This is a genomic window from Streptomyces sp. NPDC050264 (assembly GCF_040655895.1).
GTDB lineage: Bacteria > Actinomycetota > Actinomycetes > Streptomycetales > Streptomycetaceae > Streptomyces.
In genome coordinates this window covers 252,541-273,964 of record NZ_JBFAKV010000003.1, presented here as the reverse complement: position 1 = coordinate 273,964, position 21,424 = coordinate 252,541, and the positions used below count along the sequence as shown (strand labels likewise).

Sequence of the window (21,424 nt, the reverse complement as noted above, 5' to 3'; positions counted from 1 at the left end):
CCTCGTGTCAGGGGAATGCTCGCCCCGGCGCGGCCTCGCGGCACTCGGCGCGCGGCCGAACGGGTGGCTCGTCGACGGGCCGGTCCCCCGCCTGCGGAGAGCGACGCCCCAGGCGCCCGGAGCGCCCCACGCGTCCGAGGCGGCGCCCGAGGCCGGACCGGCCCGTCAGCCACGCCACGAGCGCCACGGCCGCGCCCACGCCGACGATCACCCACGACGCCGTCCGCATCGACGACGTCAGGGCGTCGTACACAGCGCCCGCCGTCGCCTTGTCCGCGTCGCTGTCGAGGTCGCCGAGGGTGAGGGAGCGGGCGATCGTCAGGGCGATGAGCAGCGCGGCCGCGCCGAGGGCCATGCCGAGCGCCGTCGCGATGAGGGCGCGGCGCCGGCGCCGGGCGAGGAGCAGGCCCGCGACGGTGAGGACGAGGGCGGCGAGGGGCAGCCACAGTCCCGCGGTCTGGAGCAGGTGGAACACCTGGCGCAGCTTGGCGAGGTCACCGGAGGAGAGCAGGGTGATCCGGGTGTGGGTGACCGGGATCTGGGAGGCGAACGGCACGTTGTCGTCCTGCAGTTGCCGTTTCACCTGCTGGGTGACGGGTGCCAGGTCGAGGGTGACGGCGTCGGTGCTGCCCTCGTCGAGGGCCTTCTGCACCGCGTCGTGGGCGGCCCGGTTCGCGGTGTTCCAGGCGTTCTGGAACGCGGTGGTGCCCGTGAACGAGACGACCGCGTCGTGCAGGTACTGCTCGACGGTGGACTGCAGCGGGCCCACGCTGATGTTCTGCATGATCCCGGTGGTCACCGCCGATCCGACCGAGTTCTGCACGGCCGGATCGGTGGCGAGGGGCGCCATCGCGGACACGTAGCGGTCGCTGTCGCCGATCTCGTACTTCGCCCAGGTGGACAGCGTGCCCAGGGGCACGAGGAGACAGGCGAGGACCAGGAGGACGGGCACGACGACGGTGCGGACGGTGCGGATCACGCTTCCAAGGCAAGGTCCCGGCCGCCCGGGACGCGACCGGAATGCCTGCATAAGGGCTAAACGCGGACTGCGTACGGGCTACCGGGGCTCCGGTGGAGCGCTGCGCCGAACGGGTGTTTCCTGGACGGGGGGAGCTAGGAGGCCGATCATGCGCCGCACCACTCCTGCACTCACCGCCGCCGCCCTTCTGACGGGCGGGATCCTCGCGGTGAGCGCGGCCGCTCCGGCCAGTGCCGACCACGGCAAGGACGTCGTCTGGGGGACGGTCGTCTCCCGTTCCGACCTCAATCTGCGCGCCAGTCCCAGCATGTCGTCCGCCGTCGTCGACCGGCTCGCGCCGGGCAGCCAGGACCGTCTCCAGTGCGCGGCCCACGGGTCGTCGGTGAACGGCACCTCGACCTGGTTCTGGTTCACCGGGGCCCACGGCTGGGCCAGCGCCTCGTACGTGGACACCAACGGCCGGGGCGTGCCCGACTGCTCCACGCCGCACAAGCAGCAGCATCAGCAGAAGCGCGACGGCGGCAGCCCGAGCGGATACTGGTTCCGCTCGGACTACCGCGTGGAGTTCGGCGTCACCAACTGACGCTCACGAACTGCCGCTCACGAACTGCCGCTCACGAACTGCCGCTCACGAACTGCCGATCACGAACTGCCGCTCACGATCCGACGGTCAGGAACCGACGTGCTCGGGCGCGTACTCGCTCGACGAGTAGTAGCGGTAGTACACCGCCACAAAGGTCGAGCCGCCCACGACCGCGCCGAGCACGACGGACCACAGGATCGCGCCGTTGGCGAGGCTCTGCAGGAAGCCGACGGCGATGCCGGCGAAGGCGCCCCAGACCATGGCACGGACGCCGATGTGGCGGCTGGCCTGGCGACCGCACCACTGATGGATGCCGAAGCAGAGCGCCGCCACGAGAATGCCGGTGATGAATCCGAGCGCGATGTTGCCGCCGGTCACTTCCTGGCCGAAGCGCTGGATGTTCGCCGCCCAGAATCCGTAGAGGGCGCCGGTCACCACCGGCAGGACTTTCGCGAGGGTGGTCACCGACGGGGTGGCGGGGCGTCCGGCGCCGGTGGACCGGGCAGGTGCTGGTGCCGCGTGAGCCATGACGGGCTCCTTTCAGGTGTCCCCCTGTCCCGTCCTTCCATTGACGGCTCGCGGCGTTCGATGCGCAACGCGGCGGCGCGTCGCGTCACAGAGCGTGCGCGTACCGCGGCCCGTACAGGGCGGCGTCGGCCGCGGTGGCGAACGGTGCCACCTCCGTCGCCGTCCGCCGGATCACGGTGATCGCCGCGTCGTCGTGGGGGGCGCCGTGCCGGTGCCGGTGCAGATCCTCGGCGATGAGACGCAGCAGCTCACCGGGCGGGCCCTGCGCGGCCGCCGTTTCCGTGGCCAGGCGCGGCAGCCGTTCCCGTACGGGGTAGAAGTCGCCGCCCTGGTCCCGGCACTCGGTGACGCCGTCGGTGAACAGGACGAGGGTGTCGCCCGGCCGGAACGGCAGCCGCACCGGCTCCGGTGGCGGCGCGCCGAGCGTGCCCATGCCGAGCGGCAGGCCGGGCGGTACGTCCGGGGTGTGCACCCGGCCGTCGGGGGAGACGACGAGCGGCGGTTCGTGCCCGAAGTTGACGATGTCGACGGCTTCCTCGCCCGGCGGGAAGTGCAGCAGCAGCGCCGTGGAGAAGGCGTCCGGGTGCTCGCTGTCCCGCATGGTCCTGGTCCACGCGTTGTAGCGCTGCATGGCGGTCTCCAGGCGCTCGGCGATCTCCTCCGCGCGGGCCGCGTGGTAGCCGGCCTCGCGGAACGCGCCGAGCAGCGACGCGGAAGCGGACACCGCGGGCAGGCCCTTGCCGCTGACGTCGCCGAGGACGGCGCGGATGCCGTGCGGCGAGGGCTGGAAGTCGTACCAGTCGCCGCCGATCCGGGCCGCGCGGGCGGCGGGCTGGTAGAAGTCGGCGATGTGCAGCGGCCCGACCCGGTCGGGCAGGGCGCGCATCACGGCGCGCTGGGTGGCCTCGGCGACGTCCGTGACGGCCTGCAGCCGGGCCAGCTGCTCCTCCTTGCGGCGCGCGATGAGCACGCCGAGCAGGCCGCCGGTACCGATCATCAGGGGGCCGAGCACGGCCAGGCCGCCGGACGGGATGGGGGAGAGCGACTGCAGCACCATGTACGTGATCAGGAGCAGCCCCGTGACGACGGCCGTCGCGACGACCGGCGCGAGCATCGCCACGGCGATGGGCACCAGGCCGAGCAGGGCGCGCGCCCGGAAGTCCGTGGGTGTGGCCACGTCGAGGGTGACGACGGCCGTGACCAGCACGGCGACGACCAGGACGAGGGCACGCCAGCCGCCCGCGGGGCGTACGGCTCCGGGCCGGGCGTCACGGTTCGCGGGAGGCTGGTAGTAACTGCTCGAGCTGCGAAAAGGCATGGCACATAAAGAGTGCAGGGGCATTCAGCGCCCGGAGTAGGGTCGAAGGTCCGTATGCCGCGTGACGTGCACGACTGGGCACCCTCGGGCGCCGGTGGGGTCAGAGCACCGGCACCGGCACGAACCGCGAGGTCACGTGCAGATCGGCCGCGACGGAGGCGGCGGCCGTCCGCAGTGCGTCCGTCCAGGCGTCGGTGTCGCCGCGCCCCTGGTGGGCCGTGACGTCGAGCGCCGAGACGATCCGCCCGTCCCGGTCCCGCACCGGCACGGCGACGGACCGCAGCCCGTCCTCGGGTCCGTCCACGACGGCGGCCCCCGCGCACTCCCCGCCGAGCAGCACGCGCCCGGCGGCCGTGACGTCGGCGGGCAGCCGTGAGCCGACGCCGATGTCGACGCTCATGACCCGGCGCGGGGCGACCCGGGCGGTGCACCGCACCCGGTCCCCGTCGGCCACGGACAGCCCCACGGACTCCCCGAGCCGCTCCGACAGCGCGGCCAGGTGAGGGGCGGCGATACGCGGCAACGTCGTACGGGACAGCGGGGCGCAGCCCAGGGCGAGCACGCGGGGCGTGAGCCGGTACACGCGTTCGTCCTGATCGACATGGCCCAGGTACGCACACGTGATGAGGGCCCGCCGAACGGTGGCCCGGGCGAGCCCGGTCCGGGAGGCGATCTCGGTGAGGCTCAGGGCGGGCCCCGCACCGTCAAAGGCGGTCAGCACACTCAGCCCTCTGGCGAGCGAGACGATCGGGGCAGATCCAGCCTCTCCGGTGATTGAGGAGCGGGGCCCGGGGCGGAGCCCCGTGACCTGGGGCTGACGGGCCAGCACTGCCTCCATCTCGGCGACACAAGAACCCAGAGCCCCAAGAACAGCCCCCCGCAACGAAGAAACCCCGTGCCGAGACGTATGGCTGACCACACTCACCGCACAGACCACATCCCCGCCCGGCCCCCGCACCGGCACGGCCACAGCGATGAGCCCCCGCTCGACCAACTGGTCGTCAACCGCCAGCGGCACACCGTCACGGAAGACCAGCCCCGGCGCCGACCCGCCCCCCGGAAGCGCATCCCCCACCCGGAAGCTGATGGACAGGGCCCGCCGCCGCAGGACCTGGTGGACGAAACGGATGTCGGGTCCGTCGGGAACGGCGAGGGAGACGGACTCGTCGAGCTCGTCGGCGAGCCGGTCGGCAAGCGGTCCGAGGAGCTCCGGCACCCGAAGCGCGTCGAGGTAGGCGTTGGCGACGGCCATCAGGGGCGGCGCGAGGGACGCGTCCCGCCCGTCGAGGCGTACGTAGCCGAGGTGGGCCAGGGTCGCGCAGATCCGGTCGACGGTGGAGCGGGCGAGGCCGCTGGCGCGGGCGAGTTCGGCGAGGGCGAGGGTGCCGTCCGCGTCCGTGAGGCGCCGCAGCACGTCGAGGCCGCGGATCAGCGGGGTGACGGCCTCGGCGGGCGGCGGCTGGGTCACGGACGGGGACGGCACGGGAAGCACGGGGCAACGGTAAGCGACCGGGGCACGGTCAGTTGCGCAGCAGCTCCACGACCCGGTCGAGCGCGGCCGGGGCCAGGTGCCGGCGCAGCGCGTCCACCACGTCCTCCGGCGTCCCGCGGCTGTCGATCCTGATTACGCCGTAATCACGCCCGCGCCCTCCCTTGCGTGCCGGGGGCACGGCCGCGGCGGGCAGCTCCCCGTACTGGCCGGGCAGCTGCTGGTCCGCGTGGGGGAGGCGGGCGATGCGCCGGGCGTCCTCGACGGAGACACGGCCGTCGGCGAGGGCTTCCTGGAGATCGGTGCGCAGCTTCATGAGGGACAGCCGCTGCGAGACGAAGCCCTGGGTCTTGCCGATGCGGCCGGCGACCTGGCGCTGCGAGTAGCCGTAGGAGGTGATCAGGCCCTGGATGGCCTGGGCCTGTTCCAGCTCGGTGAGGTCGTCGCGCTGGACGTTCTCGATGAGCGCGTCCTCGTCGGAGCGGGTGGCGTCGTCGCGGACGAGGACGGGCACCTCGTCGAGCCCGGCCATCTTCGCCGCGGCGAGCCGCCGGTGGCCGTGCAGCACGACGTACGGGGCCTTGCCGACGGCCTTCTTGTGGTGCGGGTGCGCGGCGACGAACACGGCTGCGGGGACGACGCCGAGGGCCTGGAGCACGCCGCGCTCGCGGACCGTCTCGGCGAGACCGTCCAGGTCGCGCAGTTCGTGGCGCGGGTTGTCCGGGTTCTCGGCGAGGTCGGCGACGGCGACGGTCAGCGGCTTGGTGTCGGGCCGTTTCGGCGCGGCGGGCGCCTTGTCCGTGTCCGCCGCGCCGAGCAGCGAGGACAGATCGGTGCGCCGCCCCATCAGGCCTTCACCTTCTTCTTCGTACGGGACTTCGTGCTCGTGCTCGTGCCCTTGGCGCTGCCGCGCGCGGGCTTCGGGATCGCGGCGAGCCCCACTTCCAGGGCGAGCCGGAAGAAGTCCTCGCGGGCCTGGAGGGCGACGCGGTTGGCGCCGTACTGCGTGACGACCAGGCCGTCGGCGCTGGCCCGGGTGTGCAGCTTGTAGTGGCGGACGACGGTGCGGGCCAGCGGCCAGCCCTGGGCACGGACGAAGGCGCGGGTCTGCTCCAGGTCGGCCTTGCCGTCGCGCGGGTCCCAGTTGTTGATGACGACGCGGAACGGCAGGCCGCGCGGCTTCACGACCCGCTCCACCGTCCGCTGCGTCGGCTGGAAGCCGAGCGGCTCGGGCTCGATGGGGACGATGACGTCGGTGGCGTTGGACAGGACCGCGCGCAGGGCGTCGGCGGCGGCGCCCTTGCCGAGGGGGTCGGTGCCGTCGTTCTCGGCGAGGTCGAGCCAGCCCGGGGTGTCGACGAAGACGTGCTGCGCGGACGGGATGCGGGACAGGGCGGCGAGACCCGCGAGGTCGTTGTGGGCCTGGACGAAGTCGAAGGGCAGGCCCTCGCCGACGCGCTCGGACCACCACACGGCGGAGCCCTGCGGGTCGATGGAGACGGCGACGACGGGCGGGCGTTCACCGGCCTGCTGGTCGCCCGCGCCGAGGACGTCGGCGGTGACGGCGGCCAGGTTCACGGCGAGCGTGGACTTACCCACGCCGCCTTTCTGGTTGAGGATCACATGTACATGGGCCACGAATGCTCCCTAACTGGTGCGTTTGGGGCGGAGGTTCGTGGTCACTGTGGCAGCGCGGCGCCCGAGGCGGCGGTGTACACGCCGACGGAGCCGAACCCGCTACGGAGCCCGGTCGGCCCCGACCCCCGCCTCGGCGGGCGCGGGCGCGTACTCGTACCGCACCGCGTTCCCGGCCCAGCCCACGATCCCCAGCAGCAGGAACGCGCCCACCAGCACCCTTCCGGTGCCGCCCACGAACAACGGCCGGGTCGCCGAGGGGCTGCGGACCATGCCGATCGCCGAGTCCGCCGCCGTCTGGTCCCCGAACAGCCGCTTCGGGTACGCGGGCGTCAGCAGCAGCACGTACGCCGACACCCGCATCCGGAACCGCAGCACGGCCGCCGTCGCCTCGAACAACGGTCGCGGCATCCGCCCGAGGACGAGCACCACCAGCCACGACAGGAACGACACGGCCCACCAGCCGGCCGTGACGAGCCCGCCGACCACCGCCGCGGGCAGCGCCAGCGGCAGCCGGAACAGCACCGCGACCCGGTTGAGCGCATGGGAATGCAGCCGCAGTCGTACGGGACAGGCGAACGGTGAGCCGAACTCGAAGGGCGGATAGCGGCCGGTCAGCAGCATCGCGGCGGCCGAAAGCCGGGTCTCGTAGCCCAGATAGCCCGCGAGCCAGCGCTCCAGCGGGTCGGGTACCCGGCCGATCACCAGCGCCGCGCACCACGCGGCCACCACCGCGAAGACCGTGACGACGGAGAGCACGGCCAGCACGATCGCGTGCGGCAGCAGCAACAGCAGGCGCAGCAGCACCGAGAGCCGGTGCTGTCGGGCAGGCGGCGGGATGTCGAGTTCGGGCAGGGGTTCGGCGCCGGGCAGCAGGGAGACGGCGCCGAAGTGGGGGGAGGCGGCCATAGGGCAACTCTGCCCATGGGCTCAGGGCGCGGCATCCGCTGGCAGCCGTTCAGGTGGCGGCTTCAGGTGGCGGCCTTCGCGTCGCACTCGAACCACACCGTCTTGCCCGGCGGGCTCAGGTCCACGCCCCACCGGTCCGTCACCGCCTCCACGAGCAGCAGGCCCCGGCCGCCCTCGTCCCACTCGTCCGCGTCCCCCACGACGGGCGTACGCGGGTCGGGGTCCCCGACCTCGACGCGAACGCCTCTGTGCTGCCGCAGGATCAGCAGCGAGCAGCGCTGCCCCGGAACGTGCCGGATCACGTTCGTCAGCAGTTCCGTGAGGGCCAGCTCGGCCGCGTCGGACAGCTCCGCCATGTCCCACTGCCGTAGGTAGGCCCGGACGATCCGGCGGATGTGGTGGGCCGAGTGATCGCCGACCGTGAAGTTCATGGCGTGACAGTTCATGACAACTCCTGCTCAAGGGCGACGAGTTGAGTCGTTCGCGGTACGAGAGTGACGGCTGATCGCTACTCTCGGCTACGCGCGGAAGCGGACAGTCACTGCCGTTGGGGGAGCCATGGCCAACATCCGGGAACTCGATCCGAGCGCGTCGCCGCTCGATCACTTCGGCTCCGAGCTGCGCCACTGGCGCGAGGCGGCGGGCCTCAGCCAGCCCCAGCTCGGCGCGAAGCTGTTTTGTACCGGGTCTTTGGTGGGCCGGATCGAGACCGCGCACAAGGTGCCGACCCGCGATTTCGCCGAGCGGGTTGATTCGGTTCTGGGTACGGGGGCGCGTTCGGGCGGTTGGCGGGGCTGGTGTTGCGGAGCCAGTTGCCGTCGTGGTTCCAGGAAGTTGCGCGGATGGAGGCGCGGGCGACGTACATCTCCGTGTACGAGGCGCAGTTGGTGTACGGGTTGCTTCAGACGGAGGCGTACGCGCGAGCGGTACTTGAGGTGTCCAAGCCTGACCAGCTCGACGAGCGGGTTGCGGCTCGCATGGAGCGGCAGCGCGTGCTGGACCGGGCCGACTCACCCGCGCTGTGGGTCGTGCTCAGCGAGGCTGCGCTGCACAGTCACATCGGGGGGCGCGAGGTGATGTGGAACCAACTTGCCCACCTGTTGAGCTTCCGGGAACGGGATGACGTAAATGTTCAGGTGATGCCGTTCGCGGCCGGGGCGCACCATGGCCTGCCAGGAACCTTCACGCTTATGCGGTTCGAAAATGACCCGGACGTCGCCTACACCGAGGACTTCGTCCAGGGACATGCAACCGCCAACCCACAAGCAATCAGGGCTGGTTCACTCCGTTACGCTCAAATGCAGGCCACCGCCCTCTCTGTGGAGGTGTCAGGGGCACTGATCAGCCGCGTAATGGAGGAGAGCTATGGGGAAGACCTGGGAGCTGACAGACGCGGCGTGGCGTAGGTCGAGCTACAGCAGCGACACCGGAGGCCAGTGCGTAGAGTGCGCTCCTCTCAACGGCGCGGCCTGGCAAAAGTCCTCGTACAGCGGCAACGAAGGCGGCGACTGCCTAGAGGTCGCCGCCACCCCCGCAGGCCACCTCATCGCACTCCGCGACTCGAAGAACCCCCGGGGCGGCGCCTTCACCACCACCCCGGCCGCGTTCAACGCATTCAAGGCAGCTGCGGCACTCGGGACCCTGTAGACGCAGACCGCAGCAGAATCGGCGTACCCAGCAGGAGAACCCCGGCGGCGGCCAGCGCGGCACGCGTGCCGGTCGCCGCCGCGAGCCCGCCCCACGCCAGGGTCAGGGCCGCGGTCACCGCCGTACTCGTGATGTTCCAGGCCGACAGAACCCGGGCCACCCGGTCCGACTCGGTCCGCTGGAGGCGTTCGCGGGCCATGACCGGGGCGAAGACGCCGCAGCACGTGATGAGGCCGAGCTCGACCAGGATCACGGTGAGCAGCCCGGCGGGGCCGGGGCCCACGAACGCCAGGCCCAGCGGCCAGCACGCCCGCGCGACCCCGCTGACCCGCAGCACCCGCAGGGCCCCGTACCGCTCGACGAGGCGGGGCGACAGGCGCGCTCCGATGAGTCCGCCGAGGCACGGCACACCGAACGCGAGGGTGTACTGCCATACGGGGAAGCCGAGTTCGCGGAGCATGAGCACGGCCATGAGCGGGGCGCCGACCATGATCAGACCGTTCACAAGGGCGCTGTTCAGGAAGAGCCCGCGCAGATCCGGGTGGGCCCACACGTACCGCCAGCCCTCACCCACATCCGCCCAGCCGACCTTCCTCCGGCCGCCCCCGGAGGGCACCGGCTCGGGCGAGCGGATCGCGCGGACGCCGATCGCGGAGAGGACGTAGGTCAGCGCGTCCCCGACGACCGTCGTCAACGGCCCGAGGGCCGAGATCGCGGCGCCGCCGAGCGTGGGCCCGATCGCCGTGGCCGTCCACATCGTCGTCTCGAAACGGGCGTTCGCGACGAGCAGCCCGTCCGCCGGGACCAGCGCTTTCAAGTGGGCGCCGCTGGCAGACTTGAAGACGATGTCGGCGGTCGCGACGACCACGGAGACGAGGACCAGCTGCGTGAAGCTCAGGGCGTCGACGGCGAATGCCATCGGGAGCGTGAGCAGTGCCGCGCACCGCACCAGGTCCGCCCCGATCATCGCGGGCCGCTTGCGGCGGAACTCCACCCACGGGCCGAGCGGCACCGCGAGCAGCGCCCCGACGGCGAGCCCGCAGGCCGCGAGGAACGACACCTGCGCCGTGCTGCTGTGCAGGACGAGCACCGCGATCAGGGAGAACGCGTCGAGCGCCAGCCACGTCCCCGCCGTGCTCACCGCGAACGCGGCCCACAACCATCCGAAATCCCGGCCGAGCCTCATCTGCTTCATGACCTGGGATCCAAGCGGTGCGGCAGCACCCGATCAAACAACCGAACACGGGCAGCGGTACAACGCGTGGTTGTATGGCGAGGTGGATCTCGAAGCCGTACGCACCTTTGTCGCCGTCGCCGGCGAGGGCCAGTTCCAGGTCGCCGCGGACGAGCTGGGCGTCAGCCAGCAGGCCGTGTCCAAGCGCGTCGCCGCCCTGGAGCGCGAGCTGGGTGTGCGGCTGTTCACGCGGGTGCCGCGCGGGGCACGGCTCACCCTGGACGGGCAGGCGTTCCTGCCGCACGCCAAGGCCGTACTGCGCGCCCTGGACAAGGCCGCCGCGTCCGTGCGCCCGGGGCGGCGCCCGCTCCGCGTCGACGTGATGGGCACCCGCGTCATGACCGCCGGGCTCCTCCAGGACTTCCACCGCGACCACCCCGGCATCGCGCTCGACGTGGTGGCCCTCGGCGCCGCGGGCAGGGCCGTGCTCGCCGCCGTCCGTGACGGGAGCCTCGACGCCGCGTTCTGGGCCCGCCGCATCCCCGAGGACCAGCTGCCGCCGGAGGTGCGCAGCGAGCGCGTCGCCGACGAGCCGATCCTGCTCGTCACCGGCACCGGGCACCCCCTCGCCGGCGCGGACTCCGTCACCCCGGCCGACCTCACCGGGCACCGGATCTGGATGCCGGGCCTGGCCGAGGGCACCGAATGGGGCGCGTACTACGCGGAGTTGGCGCGCGACTTCGGGCTCGACATCGATGTGGCCGGGCCCAACTTCGGTGCGGACCACCTGTTGCAGGCGGTGGCGGACTCGTCGACGGTCGCCACGTTCATGGGCCCGCGCACCCCGCTCGCGTACCCCGCGGGCCTGGACCTGCGCACGATCCCCGTACGCCACCCGACGCCGGTCTACCCGCACTCCCTGCTGTGGCGGGCCGACAACCCGCACCCGGCTCTCGCGGCCCTGCGGGAGCACCTGCTGCGCGCCCGCGACCGTCCGGGGAGCGCCGATTCCTGGGTGCCGGGCTGGGCCGCGATCAGCCCCACCAGTCCCATCGGTCCCCTCAGCCCGTGAACTCCCGCTCCAGGTCCGGCAGTTCGGCGGTGACGGACCGGATGGCGTCCCGGAGCCAGCGCTGCCCCAGGTCGCCGTCCAGCCGGGGGTGCCAGGCCATCTCGTAATGCAGCGGGCGGATCTCCTCGGGCGCGGGCAGAATCCGGATGCCGGGGGCCGGACGCTCCTCCGTGAGCAGCCGCGCGGGCAGCGTGAGGATCAGCCGTGTGCCGGGGACCGACTGCGCGGCCAGGGAGTGGTACGGCACGGTCAGCCCGGCCCGGCGGCGCGCCCCGAGTTTCTCCAGGCGCCGCTCGATCGCGGTCTGGCGCTCGCCGATGGTGCCGACGATCACGTGCGTGGCCTCCAGGTACGCGTCCAGGGTGAGCTCTTGGCGCTCGGCCAGCGGGTGGTCCGCGCAGAGCACGCACACGAACCGGTCGTCGAAGAGACGCTCGGTGCGCAGCGCGGTCAGCGGCTCCGACCTGGCGTAGAACAGCAGGTCGACGACGCCCCGGTCCAGGTCGTCGTGGATCGCGTCGTGCCAGGAGCGGAAGTGCAGCGTGGAGCGCGGCGACTCCCGGAAGACGCGCTGGAAGACCGCGGGGGCGAACACCCGGGTGTAGTCGGTCCCGGCGACCCGGAACGCCTCGGCGGCCGCCGCGGGGTCGAACTCCTCCGGTGAGAACAGGCTCTCCAGGCGCGGCAGAACCGCCCGCACCTCGCGCTGGACGCGCTCGGCCCGCGGGGTGAGCCGGTAGCCGCGCGGCGTGCGCACCAGCAGCTCGTCGCCGAGCGTGTCCCGCAGCCGCTGCAGCGCCCGGCTCATCGCGGGCTGGCTCAGCCCGGCGACCTCGGCGGCGCGCGAGACGTGCCGCTCCTCCAGCAGCGCGGCCAGCGGGGCCAGCAGGTTGAGGTCGACCCGTTCGATATGCGTCACCTGAATAACGTACATATTTGTGATGCATTGGACAAATAGTGGCCCGAGTCGGAGGGTTGACCCCATCGCCGGGGCACCCCGTCCGGGCCGGATCGGATCACGGAGCGGTCATGAACAGTGCGGAAGCGAGTGCGGTGGCGCCGGACGAATCCGGCCGGCCCAGGGTGGCCGTGGTGATCGGCGGCTCGGGCGGCATCGGCGGCGCGGTCGCGCACCGCCTCGCCGCCGACGGCATGACCGTCGTCGTCCATTACGCGGGCAGCGCGGCGAAGGCCGAGGCGGTCGTCGAATCCGTCACCGCGGCCGGCGGAACAGCGATCGCCCTCTCCGGCGACGTCGCGGAACCGGCCGCGATGACCCGTCTCTTCGACACCGTGGAGAGCCGTTTCGGCGGCGTCGACGCGGTCGTCAACACCGCCGGGATCATGCTGCTCGCCCCGCTCACCGAGATGGACATCGACACCTTCGACCGGATGCACCGCGTCAACGTCCGCGGCACCTTCGTCGTCTCCCAGCTCGCCGCCCGCCGCCTGCGCCCCGGCGGCGCGCTGATCAACTTCTCCACCTCGGTGACCCGCCTCCAGCAGCCCACCTACGGCGGCTACGCGGCGACCAAGGGCGCGGTCGAGTCCATGACCCTGATCCTCGCCCGCGAACTGCGCGGCCGGGACATCACCGTCAACGCCGTGGCCCCCGGCCCGACCGCGACACCGCTCTTCGTCGAGGGCAAGAGCGAGGAACTGATCGCCAAGATCGCCTCCGCCGCGCCCCTGGAGCGGCTCGGCACCCCCGAGGACATCGCGGAAGCCGTCGCCTTCCTCGCCGGGCCGGGCGGCCGCTGGATCAACGGCCAGGTGCTGTTCAGCAACGGCGGCATCGCCTGACCCCGGCCCTTCTCCGTCTCCTCTCTCCTCCCCCGCCTCTCAGCGCAAGGAACCGATGACATGACCCGGCGTCAACTGGACTCCATATCCGACTTGTTGCGTCACGCGCCGCTGGACCTGGGCGGTGACGTGGAGAAGATGCGTGTCGTCTTCGACGAGATGCTCGGCTCCGCGCCGCTGCCCGGCGACGTCCGCACCCGCACCACCGAGCTGGGCGGGGTGCCCGCCGTCGAGGTGCGCGCCGGGACCGCCGGGCCGACGGCCACCACCGTCCTGTACTTCCACGGCGGCGCCTACGCGATCGGCTCCGCCGCCGCCGGCGTCGGCCTGGTCTCCGAGATCGCCCGCCGCACCGGGGCCACCGCCTACTCCGTCGACTACCGGCTCGCCCCCGAACACCCCTTCCCGGCCGCCACGGACGACGCCCTCGCCGCCTACCGCGCGCTGCTCGGACAGGGCGTACCCGCCGGGTCGATCGCCGTCACGGGCGAGTCGGCGGGCGGCGGCCTCGCGCTCGCCCTGCTCCTCGCGATCCGCGACGCGGGACTGCCGCAGCCGTCGTCCGCGACCGTCATGTCCCCATGGACGGACCTCGCCCTGACCGGCTCCACCATGGAGACCCGGGCCGACGACGATCCGGTGCTCACCCGCGGCGCGCTGCGGACCCGGGCCGCCGACTACCTCGCCGGAGCGGACCCGCGCACACCGCTGGCCAGCCCGCTCCACGCCGATCTGCGCGGACTCCCGCCACTGCTGATCCAGGTCGGCGGCCGGGAGATCCTGCTCGACGACGCCCTGCGCCTGGCCGCGCGGGCCGCACACGCCGACGTCCCGGTCACCCTGCGGACCTTCCCCGGGGCACCGCACGTCTTCCAGGGCTTCGCCGCGATCGCCGACGAAGCCGCCCAGGCCCTCGACCAGGCCGCCGCGTTCGTCAACAGCCATGTGCGGCAGGCCGGGTGAGGTCCGACAGGCCCGAGTGACATTTGTACCGGCAGGGTCGGGACGCCTTGATCTGCCGGGTACCACCCCCGTTCCGCGAAGCTCGGTGATGTCGGAAACGACGACCACGGACGCAGACGGACACAGCGGATCACGACGGGGGCAGGACCATGGGCGCGAACAAGGTGACGGCGGAGCAGGCGCGGCAGATCGCGCGGGGGACCGACTTCCAGGGGCTGCCCACCTGGTACTTCCCGGTCATGGGCTGCCTCGCCGGGGTCTTCGACATCGCCCGCGCCTACCCGGCCGCCTACTGGGCGATCCCGATCGTCCTCATCATCAACATCACCCTGACACTGACCGTGCTGCGGACCCGGATGCGCCTGATGCGGGCCCTGTGGAAGAACAAGCGCACCCGCTTCCTCGCGATCGGCCTGGTCGGTGTCCGCTTCGCGGTGCGGGCCGGGCTCGGCGCGGTCGGCTTCGCCCTGGGGTCGGCCACCGGCGGGCTGTTCGTCGGCATCCTGATGGCCGCCCTCGGCACGGCGATGGCCTGGGGCGACCAGTGGCTGGTCCTGCGCACACTGCGGCGCAGCGCCGTTCCCGCGTGAAGGGCCCGTCCCGCTGTCTACTCCGCCGGGGGCTGCGGCCCCCGGCGCCTGCGTACCCGCCGCATCCGGAACGCCGCCGCCAGCACGATGAGGACGACTCCCGCCCCCACCACGGCGATCGACCCCACCGACACCGACGTGACGTCGACGTCGAACTCCATCGGCCTGCCCCACGGCTTGCCGTCGCTCCTGGTGTAGAGCTGCGCGGTGATCCGCGCCTTGCCGTTGGCCTTCGCCGTGACGCCGATGTGGGTGGTGTGACTCGCGGAGCCCGCCGCCTCCACCGAGAGCTTCGCGTCGTTGACCTTCAGCCGCTCCGAGTCGGCCGAGGAGACCCGCAGTTCGAGCCCCGACACCGGCTGCTGCAGGCCGTTGTCGACCGTCACCGGGATCGTCGAGTCGCCTGCCGTGAGGGTGACGGTGGTTTTCGGGACGAGGCGCAGCGACGTCGCCGACGTCGACAGGAAGGAGGACGTGCGCTGTTGGAACGTCTGCTGCGCGGCATCGTCCTCCAGGCGCCAGGCCGTGGACAGGGCCCGCGCCATGGCCGCGTGCACGGACGCCGTGGTGGCCTTCGGATCGGCGAGCACCTTCGTGAGGGTGGCAAGCCCGTCCAAGTCGCCTGCCACGGACTTGAGTTGAGCGGCCGTGAGCTCGCCCGCGCGCAGCTTGGACGGGTACACCGTGCCGGCCGCCGTCCGCCCCGGCACCGGATCGTTGTCGGCGCTGCGGATGCCCTCCAGGTCCAGCCAGCCCTCGTCGGTGCCGGAGTCGAGGGCGGCACCGAGCGCGTTCGCCGCCGTACCGGACAGGTCGCGCGGCGGTACGAGGACGGGGCGGACGTTCGCCTTGAGGAGCCCGGTGAGCCGCTTGACCGTCGCCGGGTCGGGGGTGTCATCGCTCCCGGACGCGGACGCCGGTGCGGACGCCGAGGGGCTGGGGCTCGGCGAGCCGGTCACGGACGGGGAGAGGGAGGGGGACGGGGAGGGGGAGGCCTGCGAGGCGGGGTCCTTGATGTGGGCCAGCACCGTCGTGATGCTCGCGTCGTAGGGGAGCGCCGTGACCTTGTCGCCGTCGCCACCACCGCCGTCGCCGCCTAGAGTCACCGGATCGGCGCCCGCCGGGGTGAGACCTTCGCCGGAAGCCAGGACCCGCGTCATCCCCCACTTCATCCCCAGTTGGGTGACGTCGTCGTCCAGCGCGCCGTCCGCGGGCCAGCCGAGCCCGGACCGGGTGCCGACGCCGAGGATCTGATCGACCCGGTCCTTCGCGTCGCCAGAGTCGTCCGTGTCATCCGAGTCGGCTGTGTCGCCTGTGTCGGCTGAGAGTCCCGCGACGACCTCCGTCAGATCGTCGGTGTCGGTGCCCGGATGGTGGGCGAGCGAGGCCAGATCCGCGTCCGCGTACGGCAGCAGCCACACATCGCGCCCCTTGACCGCGTTCTTGAGCGCGGTCAGCCAGGACCGCGCGGCACTCTGCCCGGTGCCCGGCGAGCTGTCCTGCGGATTGCTGGAGTCGGCGCTGTCCGCGACGCGGTAGCCGTTCGCCATCGCCTGCGCGGCGATCACCAGATCCGGATCGAGAACCCAGCTGACGTCGCGGCCCCTGCCCGCGTCCACGACCTCGCGCAACCGCCCGCCGGACGCGAACAGACCGGCGAGCACGTCGTCGTCGAAGACGGCCTGCGCGCCCGGCCCGGAGCCGAGGGCCGCCGCCGTCATGTGCGGGGTCGCCACGACCGGCCAGACGACGGCCGCGTGCACCGTTTCCTCGTCGGCCGCCCGCGCCGGTCCCCCCGGCAGGGCCGACGCCCCGAGCACCACGGCGGACACGACCCAGGCCCGCGCCGCCCCGTATCCCGTCATGTCGTCCCGTACCTCCAGCTTGCTGTCACCCGCCTCTGAGGTAACACCGTGCGGGAGGCCGCTTCGGGGACCGCGCGGCCCGGCGGCGCGTCGGCAGCGGCCCCCGGCCGACCGTCTCTCAGCCCTCCGTCGCCTCCAGTACGGAGCCGATCCTGAGCAGATTCCCGTCGAGGTCGACCACCGCGAACTCCCGCATCCCGTACACCGTGTCGTCGGGCTCGACGAGGCGCGGCGTCGCGTACGGATCCGGGCTCAGGCCCGCGCTCCGCCACTCCTCGTACAGCGCGTCCACGACATGCGCGCCCCCGCCGAGCCGCAGGTACACGGCGTGCGCGGTGCTCAGCGGGTCGGTGTCGGGGGCGTGGAAGAAGTGCAGTTCGGCCTCGTCGCGGAGAAGGATCAGATAGCCGTCGTCCGGGTAGTGGGCGTCCGCCGCGAAGCCGAGATCCGCGTAGAAGGCGATGGTCCGCGACAGCTCGCGGCTCGGCATGATCGGTGCGAGACGGCCGGTGAGGACGGTGCGGGACATCGGCGCTCCAGGGGCGTCGGCGGGGGAACCGGTGTCGCCCGATAGAGTGCGGCTCCCTTGACTTCACGTAACCCTCCCGAGCATGACGCACCACGTACGAGGTACCAGGCAGTGACTCCCCCGGCTTCCCCGACTCCCGTCCCGACCGCGGTGAGCGTCGTCGGGATCGGGGCCGACGGCTGGCCGGGCCTCCCGGAGACCGCCCGCTCCGCCCTGCGGGCCGCCGAGGCCGTCATCGGAGGACCGCGCCAGCTCGCACTGCTGCCGGACACGGAGTGCGCCGGGGAACGGGTCCCGTGGCCGTCACCGCTGCGGCCCGCCGTGCCGGGGCTGCTCGCCCGGTACGCGGGACGCCGCCTCGCCGTGCTGGCCAGCGGGGACCCGATGTTCTACGGGATCGGCCGCACCCTCACCGAGATCGCCGGCGCGGCCGCCGTACGGGTCCTGCCGCACCCGTCCTCGACCTCCTACGCGTGCGCGCGGCTCGGCTGGCCCGTCGAGGAGACCGAGGTCGTCACCCTCGTCGGCCGTCCCGCGGACCGGCTCACCGCCGCGCTGCACGACGGCCGCCGCATCCTGGTCCTCTCGGCCGGTGCGGACACCCCGGCCGAGGTCGCGGCACTGCTCACCGAGCGCGGCTTCGGACCCAGCCGGCTGACCGTCCTGGAACAGCTCGGCGGCGACGCCGAGACGGCGTACGACGGCACGGCGGCGCGGTGGGACCACCCGCCCGGCGACCCGCTGAACGTGATCGCCGTCGAGTGCCGCCGCGCCCCGGACGCGGCGCGGCTCGGCGCGGTGCCCGGACTGCCGGACACCGCGTACGAGAACGACGGCCAGCTCACCAAACGACATGTGCGCGCAGCGACCCTCGCCGCGCTCGCGCCCGCCCCCGGCGAACTGCTCTGGGACATCGGCGGCGGCTCGGGATCGATCGGCGTCGAATGGCTGCGGACACATCCCTCCTGCCGGGCGTACGCCGTCGAACGCGACACCGGGCGGGCCGAGCGGATCGGGCGGAACGCGGCGCGGCTCGGTGTGCCGCAGCTGACTGTGGTGACGGGCCCGGCACCGGCCGCGCTCGCCGAACTCCCCACCCCCGACGCGGTGTTCATCGGCGGCGGCCTGACAGCGCCCGGTCTCCTCGACACGTGCTGGGACGCGCTGCCGGTGGGCGGCCGACTGGTGGCGAACACCGTGACGCTGGAGTCGGAGGCGCTGCTCGCCACCTGGTACCGGCGCCACGGCGGCGAACTGGTGAAGCTGGCCGTCGCGCACGCCGTGCCGGTCGGCGGGTTCACCGGGTGGCGGCAGGCGATGCCGGTCACGCAGTGGTCGGTGACGAAGACAGCGGAACTCTAGAGGCGGGACAGCCATGACCGTGTACTTCATCGGGGCGGGCCCCGGCGCCGCCGACCTGATCACGCTGCGCGGCGCGCGCAGGCTCGCCTCCTGCCAGGTGTGCCTGTACGCGGGTTCGCTCGTGCCCCGCGAACTGCTCGCCGAGTGCCCGCCCGACGCGCGGCTCGTCGACACGGCGAACCTCGATCTCGACGCCATCGAGCGGGAGTTCGCCGCCGCGCACGAGGCGGGCCACGACGTGGCCCGGCTGCACTCGGGCGACCCGTCCGTGTTCAGCGCGGTCGCGGAACAGATGCGGCGCCTCGACGCGGCGGACATCCCGTACGAGATGGTCCCCGGCGTCCCGGCGTTCGCGGCGGCGGCCGCCGCCCTGAAGCGGGAGCTGACGGTGCCGACCGTCGGCCAGACCGTCGTCCTGACCCGTATCGCGCAGCAGGCCACGCCGATGCCGCCCGGCGAGGACCTGGCCACGCTCGGGGCGAGCGGGGCGCTCCTCGTTCTGCACCTGGGCGCGCGCTACGCCGACCGGATCGTCGCGGAGCTGCTCCCGCACTACGGCGCGGACTGCCCCGCCGCGGTCGTCGCCTACGCCAGCCGCCCCGACGAACTCGTCCTGCGCGGCACGCTCGGCGACATCGCGGACCAGGTGAAGGAGGCGGGTGTGCTCCGCACGGCGGTGATCCTGGTGGGCCGCACGCTCGCCGCCTCCCAGTTCAGGGACAGCCACCTGTACTCGTCGGAGCGGGACCGGCACGACTGCTGACCCGGCTCACCGGGCTCAGCCCGCCCCACCCGCCACGGGAGGGTTCTTGGCGACGAAGGAGCCTTTGCCGCGCACGGTGACGATGAGGCCGCGTTCGCGGAGTTCCTGTGCGGCGCGGCGGGCCGTCAGGCGGGCCACGCCGTACTCGTCGGCCATGGCGTTCTCGGAGGGGATGGGACGGTCGGGCGCCAGCGATCCGGCGCGGATGCCCGCCTCGATGACGTCGGCGAGCTGGACGTACAGCGGCGTGGCACTGTGCGGGTCCAAGGGCCCGGGGGCCTTGTCGGGCTTCTCTGCTTCGGTCATCCCTCCACCGTAGACCGCCTCTGACCTGCATATTTGGATAGATCCCTCTGTACTTGTATACAGAGGTCTGCATCCAGGTGTACGGTCAGCGGCAGTAAAAACCCCGGCGACGCTCGCAACGTCCCGGGGCATGGCACCAGCTTCGAAGGAGCTGACGCATGGCCGACCATATCCCTCCCGCGCTTCCTTGGATGAGCCTTCTGCTTGCCTCGGTCGCGGTCCTCGTATCCCTGACGCGGGCCGCGTTTCCCGTGCCGAACGGACGCCATCGGCGCCTCACGGAAACCGTCCCCCGGCCCTGGCCGACTTCGCCCCGCCGCCCGGAACACGTGCTCGACGCGGGTGAGTCCCGCCTGGTCCGTCCTTACGTCGTCGCCGCCGAACAGGCAGACCGTAGAGCGGAGTTGCTGCTCGCCGACCTCGGCTACGACGGCCCGGGCCCGTACGTCATCCACGGACTGGAGGTCGCATGAGTGCGGATGAGGACCCGCAAGAGCCGCGCCGCCTGCCGTGGACCGGTGCGGACGGCAAGGCCGTGTACGTCGTCGGGGACCCGGACCGTCCGGGCCCGCTCTCACGCCGTGCGGACGCGGTCGAGGCTGTCCAGCTGGAGAGGGCGAGCGTGCTGCTGGGGCACGCCCGTCAGCTCGTCGACGAGGCGGGCCCGACCGAGCTGCGCCACTTGGCCGCTGAGCTCACACAGGCACTGGCCGACACACTGCGCATCGCTTCGCGGACGGCCTTTCCCGGTGTGTGAGGGCGGAGGTCAGCCCCGCGCTTCGCTCCGGCCCACCACATTGCCCGCCCGGTCGATGCAGATCACGTCGACCGCCACCGGCGCCCCGCGCAGCACGAGCAGGGCCTGGTCGCGGGCCTCCTGAGCCACCAGGTCACCCAGCGGGACACCGGCCGCCGCGCACAGCTGGAGTGCGGCGAGGCCGGTGTTGGCGTCGGCGATCGATGCCGCGAGGCCCGGGGACGCACCACCCCGTACGGCCAGTTCCGCGAGGAATCCCTTGTCGACCTGCGAGCGGCCCGAGTGGAGGTCCAGATGGCCCGCCGCGAGCTTCGACAGTTTCGCGAAGCCGCCGCAGATCGTGAGCCGGTCCACCGGGTGGCGCCGGATGTACTTCAGGACGGCGCCCGCGAAGTCGCCCATGTCCAGCAGCGCGTCCTCGGGCAGGCCGTGTTCGCGTACGACCGTCTTCTCGGACGTGGAGCCGGTGCACCCGGCGACGTGCGTGCGGCCCGCGGCCCGCGCCACGTCCACCCCCCGGCGGATCGAGTCGATCCACGCCGAGCAGGAGTACGGCACGACGATGCCCGTCGTGCCGAGGACCGAGAGGCCGCCGAGGATGCCCAGGCGCGGGTTCCAGGTGGAGCGGGCGATCTCCTCGCCGTGGTCGATGGAGACGGTGACCTCGACGTCGCCGCTGCCGCCGTGCGCGGCCGCGACCCGCGCCACGTGGTCGCGGATCATCTGACGCGGCACCGGATTGATCGCGGGCTCCCCGACGTCCAGCGGCAGCCCGGGCCGGGTGACCGTGCCGACGCCGGAACCGGCCCGGAAGAGGACGCCGGACCCGGCGGGCAGCGCCCGCACCGTGGCCCGTACCAGTGCTCCGTGCGTGACGTCCGGGTCGTCGCCCGCGTCCTTCACCACCCCGGCCGTCGCCGTGTCCCCGTCGTACGACTCGACCGCGAGCGCGAAGGACGGGGTCTGGCCCTTGGGCAGGGTGATCGTCACCGGGTCGGGGAAGTCGCCGCCGAGCAGCGCCGTGTACGCGGCGGTCGTCGCGGCCGTCGCACAGGCCCCGGTCGTCCAGCCGGGCCGCAGACCGGTGTGCTTGAGTTGGGCCCCGCGCCCGCCCTTCGGCTCGGGCTCAGCCGATTCGCTCATGGAGTTCCC

The 21,424-nt window shown here is 72.7% G+C and carries 24 protein-coding genes and 1 pseudogene; 11 read left to right on the top strand and 14 right to left on the bottom strand.

All coding sequences use genetic code 11. The features are described 5' to 3' along the window. Positions 1-7: 7 nt before the first annotated feature. Positions 8-979 (bottom strand): hypothetical protein, encoded by a 972-nt coding sequence (locus AB0J02_RS06425; RefSeq protein ID WP_363192429.1) that lies wholly within the window; start codon positions 977-979, stop codon positions 8-10. A 148-nt stretch (positions 980-1,127) separates the two neighbouring features. On the opposite strand from AB0J02_RS06425, the gene AB0J02_RS06420 reads away from it, so the two are divergent. After that, positions 1,128-1,562, top strand: a complete 435-nt coding sequence (locus AB0J02_RS06420) for an SH3 domain-containing protein (protein WP_363192428.1) — start codon at positions 1,128-1,130, stop codon at positions 1,560-1,562. Positions 1,563-1,649: 87 nt separating this feature from the next. Here the strand turns inward: AB0J02_RS06420 and AB0J02_RS06415 are convergent, their stop codons facing one another. The 7 genes from AB0J02_RS06415 to AB0J02_RS06385 all read right to left on the bottom strand — a co-directional run bounded on the left by AB0J02_RS06415 (position 1,650) and on the right by AB0J02_RS06385 (position 7,887). Then, the gene (locus AB0J02_RS06415; protein ID WP_363192427.1) at positions 1,650-2,090 is read right to left on the bottom strand and encodes a hypothetical protein; all 441 of its coding nucleotides are present in this window, start codon (positions 2,088-2,090) and stop codon (positions 1,650-1,652) included. A gap of 85 nt (positions 2,091-2,175) precedes the next feature. Next, positions 2,176-3,408, bottom strand: coding sequence for a PP2C family protein-serine/threonine phosphatase (locus tag AB0J02_RS06410; RefSeq protein WP_363192426.1), 1,233 nt, complete (start codon positions 3,406-3,408; stop codon positions 2,176-2,178). A gap of 100 nt (positions 3,409-3,508) precedes the next feature. Then, entirely contained in the window at positions 3,509-4,900 is a 1,392-nt protein-coding gene (locus AB0J02_RS06405; protein ID WP_363192425.1) for a helix-turn-helix domain-containing protein, read from the bottom strand. 28 nt (positions 4,901-4,928) lie between these two features. After that, complete coding sequence (locus AB0J02_RS06400) at positions 4,929-5,744, bottom strand: ParB/RepB/Spo0J family partition protein (protein ID WP_363192424.1); 816 nt, start codon at positions 5,742-5,744, stop codon at positions 4,929-4,931. Next, a complete protein-coding gene (locus tag AB0J02_RS06395; RefSeq protein ID WP_363192423.1) occupies positions 5,744-6,535 on the bottom strand; it encodes a ParA family protein in 792 nt (263 codons plus the stop codon). The genes AB0J02_RS06400 and AB0J02_RS06395 overlap by 1 nt, the downstream gene beginning before the upstream one ends. 99 nt (positions 6,536-6,634) lie before the next feature. Continuing rightward, positions 6,635-7,441 carry a DUF4389 domain-containing protein gene (locus AB0J02_RS06390; RefSeq protein ID WP_363192422.1) on the bottom strand — a complete coding sequence of 269 codons (807 nt, stop codon included), beginning with the start codon at positions 7,439-7,441 and terminating at the stop codon, positions 6,635-6,637. A 62-nt stretch (positions 7,442-7,503) separates the two neighbouring features. After that, positions 7,504-7,887 carry an ATP-binding protein gene (locus tag AB0J02_RS06385; protein WP_363192421.1) on the bottom strand — a complete coding sequence of 128 codons (384 nt, stop codon included), beginning with the start codon at positions 7,885-7,887 and terminating at the stop codon, positions 7,504-7,506. Positions 7,888-7,999: 112 nt separating this feature from the next. On the opposite strand from AB0J02_RS06385, the pseudogene AB0J02_RS06380 reads away from it, so the two are divergent. Both AB0J02_RS06380 and AB0J02_RS06375 read left to right on the top strand, forming a co-directional pair. After that, positions 8,000-8,847 (top strand): annotated as a pseudogene (locus tag AB0J02_RS06380) (helix-turn-helix transcriptional regulator). After that, positions 8,807-9,088: a DUF397 domain-containing protein gene (locus tag AB0J02_RS06375; protein ID WP_363192420.1), complete on the top strand. Its 282-nt coding sequence runs from the start codon at positions 8,807-8,809 to the stop codon at positions 9,086-9,088. Before AB0J02_RS06380 ends, AB0J02_RS06375 begins: the two are co-directional and overlap by 41 nt. Here AB0J02_RS06375 and AB0J02_RS06370 read toward each other — a convergent pair. Continuing rightward, positions 9,057-10,283: an MFS transporter gene (locus AB0J02_RS06370; protein ID WP_363192419.1), complete on the bottom strand. Its 1,227-nt coding sequence runs from the start codon at positions 10,281-10,283 to the stop codon at positions 9,057-9,059. The two genes, AB0J02_RS06375 and AB0J02_RS06370, sit on opposite strands and share 32 nt — an antisense overlap. 82 nt (positions 10,284-10,365) lie before the next feature. Here AB0J02_RS06370 and AB0J02_RS06365 point away from each other — a divergent pair, with 82 nt between their 5' ends. Then, on the top strand, positions 10,366-11,334 hold the full coding sequence (locus AB0J02_RS06365) for a LysR family transcriptional regulator (protein ID WP_363192418.1): 969 nt from the start codon (positions 10,366-10,368) through the stop codon (positions 11,332-11,334). On the opposite strand, the gene AB0J02_RS06360 is transcribed toward AB0J02_RS06365, so the two are convergent. Beyond that, positions 11,324-12,253: a LysR family transcriptional regulator gene (locus AB0J02_RS06360; RefSeq protein ID WP_363192417.1), complete on the bottom strand. Its 930-nt coding sequence runs from the start codon at positions 12,251-12,253 to the stop codon at positions 11,324-11,326. The genes AB0J02_RS06365 and AB0J02_RS06360 overlap by 11 nt on opposite strands. A gap of 110 nt (positions 12,254-12,363) precedes the next feature. On the opposite strand from AB0J02_RS06360, the gene AB0J02_RS06355 reads away from it, so the two are divergent. From AB0J02_RS06355 to AB0J02_RS06345, 3 genes are all read left to right on the top strand, one after another. Continuing rightward, positions 12,364-13,137: an SDR family oxidoreductase gene (locus AB0J02_RS06355; RefSeq protein WP_363192416.1), complete on the top strand. Its 774-nt coding sequence runs from the start codon at positions 12,364-12,366 to the stop codon at positions 13,135-13,137. A gap of 60 nt (positions 13,138-13,197) precedes the next feature. Next, positions 13,198-14,100 (top strand): alpha/beta hydrolase, encoded by a 903-nt coding sequence (locus tag AB0J02_RS06350; protein WP_363192415.1) that lies wholly within the window; start codon positions 13,198-13,200, stop codon positions 14,098-14,100. Between the two features lie 149 nt (positions 14,101-14,249). After that, positions 14,250-14,690 (top strand): hypothetical protein, encoded by a 441-nt coding sequence (locus AB0J02_RS06345; protein WP_363192414.1) that lies wholly within the window; start codon positions 14,250-14,252, stop codon positions 14,688-14,690. Positions 14,691-14,707: 17 nt separating this feature from the next. Here the strand turns inward: AB0J02_RS06345 and AB0J02_RS06340 are convergent, their stop codons facing one another. Beyond that, the gene (locus tag AB0J02_RS06340) at positions 14,708-16,555 is read right to left on the bottom strand and encodes a DUF6049 family protein (RefSeq protein WP_363192413.1); all 1,848 of its coding nucleotides are present in this window, start codon (positions 16,553-16,555) and stop codon (positions 14,708-14,710) included. Between the two features lie 118 nt (positions 16,556-16,673). Continuing rightward, positions 16,674-17,084, bottom strand: coding sequence for a VOC family protein (locus AB0J02_RS06335; RefSeq protein ID WP_363192412.1), 411 nt, complete (start codon positions 17,082-17,084; stop codon positions 16,674-16,676). 111 nt (positions 17,085-17,195) lie between these two features. Between AB0J02_RS06335 and cbiE the strand changes: the two genes are divergently transcribed. Then, the gene (cbiE, locus tag AB0J02_RS06330; RefSeq protein WP_363192411.1) at positions 17,196-18,446 is read left to right on the top strand and encodes a precorrin-6y C5,15-methyltransferase (decarboxylating) subunit CbiE; all 1,251 of its coding nucleotides are present in this window, start codon (positions 17,196-17,198) and stop codon (positions 18,444-18,446) included. A 13-nt stretch (positions 18,447-18,459) separates the two neighbouring features. Further along, a complete protein-coding gene (gene cobM / locus AB0J02_RS06325; RefSeq protein ID WP_363192410.1) occupies positions 18,460-19,209 on the top strand; it encodes a precorrin-4 C(11)-methyltransferase in 750 nt (249 codons plus the stop codon). 15 nt (positions 19,210-19,224) lie between these two features. Here the strand turns inward: cobM and AB0J02_RS06320 are convergent, their stop codons facing one another. After that, on the bottom strand, positions 19,225-19,515 hold the full coding sequence (locus AB0J02_RS06320; RefSeq protein ID WP_363192409.1) for a GntR family transcriptional regulator: 291 nt from the start codon (positions 19,513-19,515) through the stop codon (positions 19,225-19,227). Between the two features lie 191 nt (positions 19,516-19,706). On the opposite strand from AB0J02_RS06320, the gene AB0J02_RS06315 reads away from it, so the two are divergent. Continuing rightward, a complete protein-coding gene (locus AB0J02_RS06315; protein ID WP_363192408.1) occupies positions 19,707-19,988 on the top strand; it encodes a hypothetical protein in 282 nt (93 codons plus the stop codon). Then, complete coding sequence (locus AB0J02_RS06310) at positions 19,985-20,272, top strand: hypothetical protein (RefSeq protein ID WP_363192407.1); 288 nt, start codon at positions 19,985-19,987, stop codon at positions 20,270-20,272. Before AB0J02_RS06315 ends, AB0J02_RS06310 begins: the two co-directional genes overlap by 4 nt. Before the next feature lie 9 nt (positions 20,273-20,281). Here the strand turns inward: AB0J02_RS06310 and AB0J02_RS06305 are convergent, their stop codons facing one another. Then, entirely contained in the window at positions 20,282-21,415 is a 1,134-nt protein-coding gene (locus AB0J02_RS06305; RefSeq protein WP_363192406.1) for a cobalt-precorrin-5B (C(1))-methyltransferase, read from the bottom strand. Between the last annotated feature and the right edge of the window lie 9 nt (positions 21,416-21,424).

Bases quoted from the DNA above. Each gene is read 5' to 3' on its own strand.
- AB0J02_RS06420 (WP_363192428.1), top strand. From the start codon at position 1,128: ATGCGCCGCACCACTCCTGCACTCACCGCCGCCGCCCTTCTGACGGGC.
- AB0J02_RS06415 (WP_363192427.1), bottom strand. From the start codon at position 2,090: ATGGCTCACGCGGCACCAGCACCTGCCCGGTCCACCGGCGCCGGACGC.
- AB0J02_RS06410 (WP_363192426.1), bottom strand. From the start codon at position 3,408: ATGCCTTTTCGCAGCTCGAGCAGTTACTACCAGCCTCCCGCGAACCGT.
- AB0J02_RS06400 (WP_363192424.1), bottom strand. From the start codon at position 5,744: ATGGGGCGGCGCACCGATCTGTCCTCGCTGCTCGGCGCGGCGGACACG.
- AB0J02_RS06390 (WP_363192422.1), bottom strand. From the start codon at position 7,441: ATGGCCGCCTCCCCCCACTTCGGCGCCGTCTCCCTGCTGCCCGGCGCC.
- AB0J02_RS06385 (WP_363192421.1), bottom strand. From the start codon at position 7,887: ATGAACTGTCACGCCATGAACTTCACGGTCGGCGATCACTCGGCCCAC.
- AB0J02_RS06375 (WP_363192420.1), top strand. From the start codon at position 8,807: ATGGGGAAGACCTGGGAGCTGACAGACGCGGCGTGGCGTAGGTCGAGC.
- AB0J02_RS06370 (WP_363192419.1), bottom strand. From the start codon at position 10,283: ATGAAGCAGATGAGGCTCGGCCGGGATTTCGGATGGTTGTGGGCCGCG.
- AB0J02_RS06355 (WP_363192416.1), top strand. From the start codon at position 12,364: ATGAACAGTGCGGAAGCGAGTGCGGTGGCGCCGGACGAATCCGGCCGG.
- AB0J02_RS06350 (WP_363192415.1), top strand. From the start codon at position 13,198: ATGACCCGGCGTCAACTGGACTCCATATCCGACTTGTTGCGTCACGCG.
- AB0J02_RS06345 (WP_363192414.1), top strand. From the start codon at position 14,250: ATGGGCGCGAACAAGGTGACGGCGGAGCAGGCGCGGCAGATCGCGCGG.
- AB0J02_RS06340 (WP_363192413.1), bottom strand. From the start codon at position 16,555: ATGACGGGATACGGGGCGGCGCGGGCCTGGGTCGTGTCCGCCGTGGTG.
- AB0J02_RS06335 (WP_363192412.1), bottom strand. From the start codon at position 17,084: ATGTCCCGCACCGTCCTCACCGGCCGTCTCGCACCGATCATGCCGAGC.
- cobM (WP_363192410.1), top strand. From the start codon at position 18,460: ATGACCGTGTACTTCATCGGGGCGGGCCCCGGCGCCGCCGACCTGATC.
- AB0J02_RS06320 (WP_363192409.1), bottom strand. From the start codon at position 19,515: ATGACCGAAGCAGAGAAGCCCGACAAGGCCCCCGGGCCCTTGGACCCG.
- AB0J02_RS06315 (WP_363192408.1), top strand. From the start codon at position 19,707: ATGAGCCTTCTGCTTGCCTCGGTCGCGGTCCTCGTATCCCTGACGCGG.
- AB0J02_RS06310 (WP_363192407.1), top strand. From the start codon at position 19,985: ATGAGTGCGGATGAGGACCCGCAAGAGCCGCGCCGCCTGCCGTGGACC.
- AB0J02_RS06305 (WP_363192406.1), bottom strand. From the start codon at position 21,415: ATGAGCGAATCGGCTGAGCCCGAGCCGAAGGGCGGGCGCGGGGCCCAA.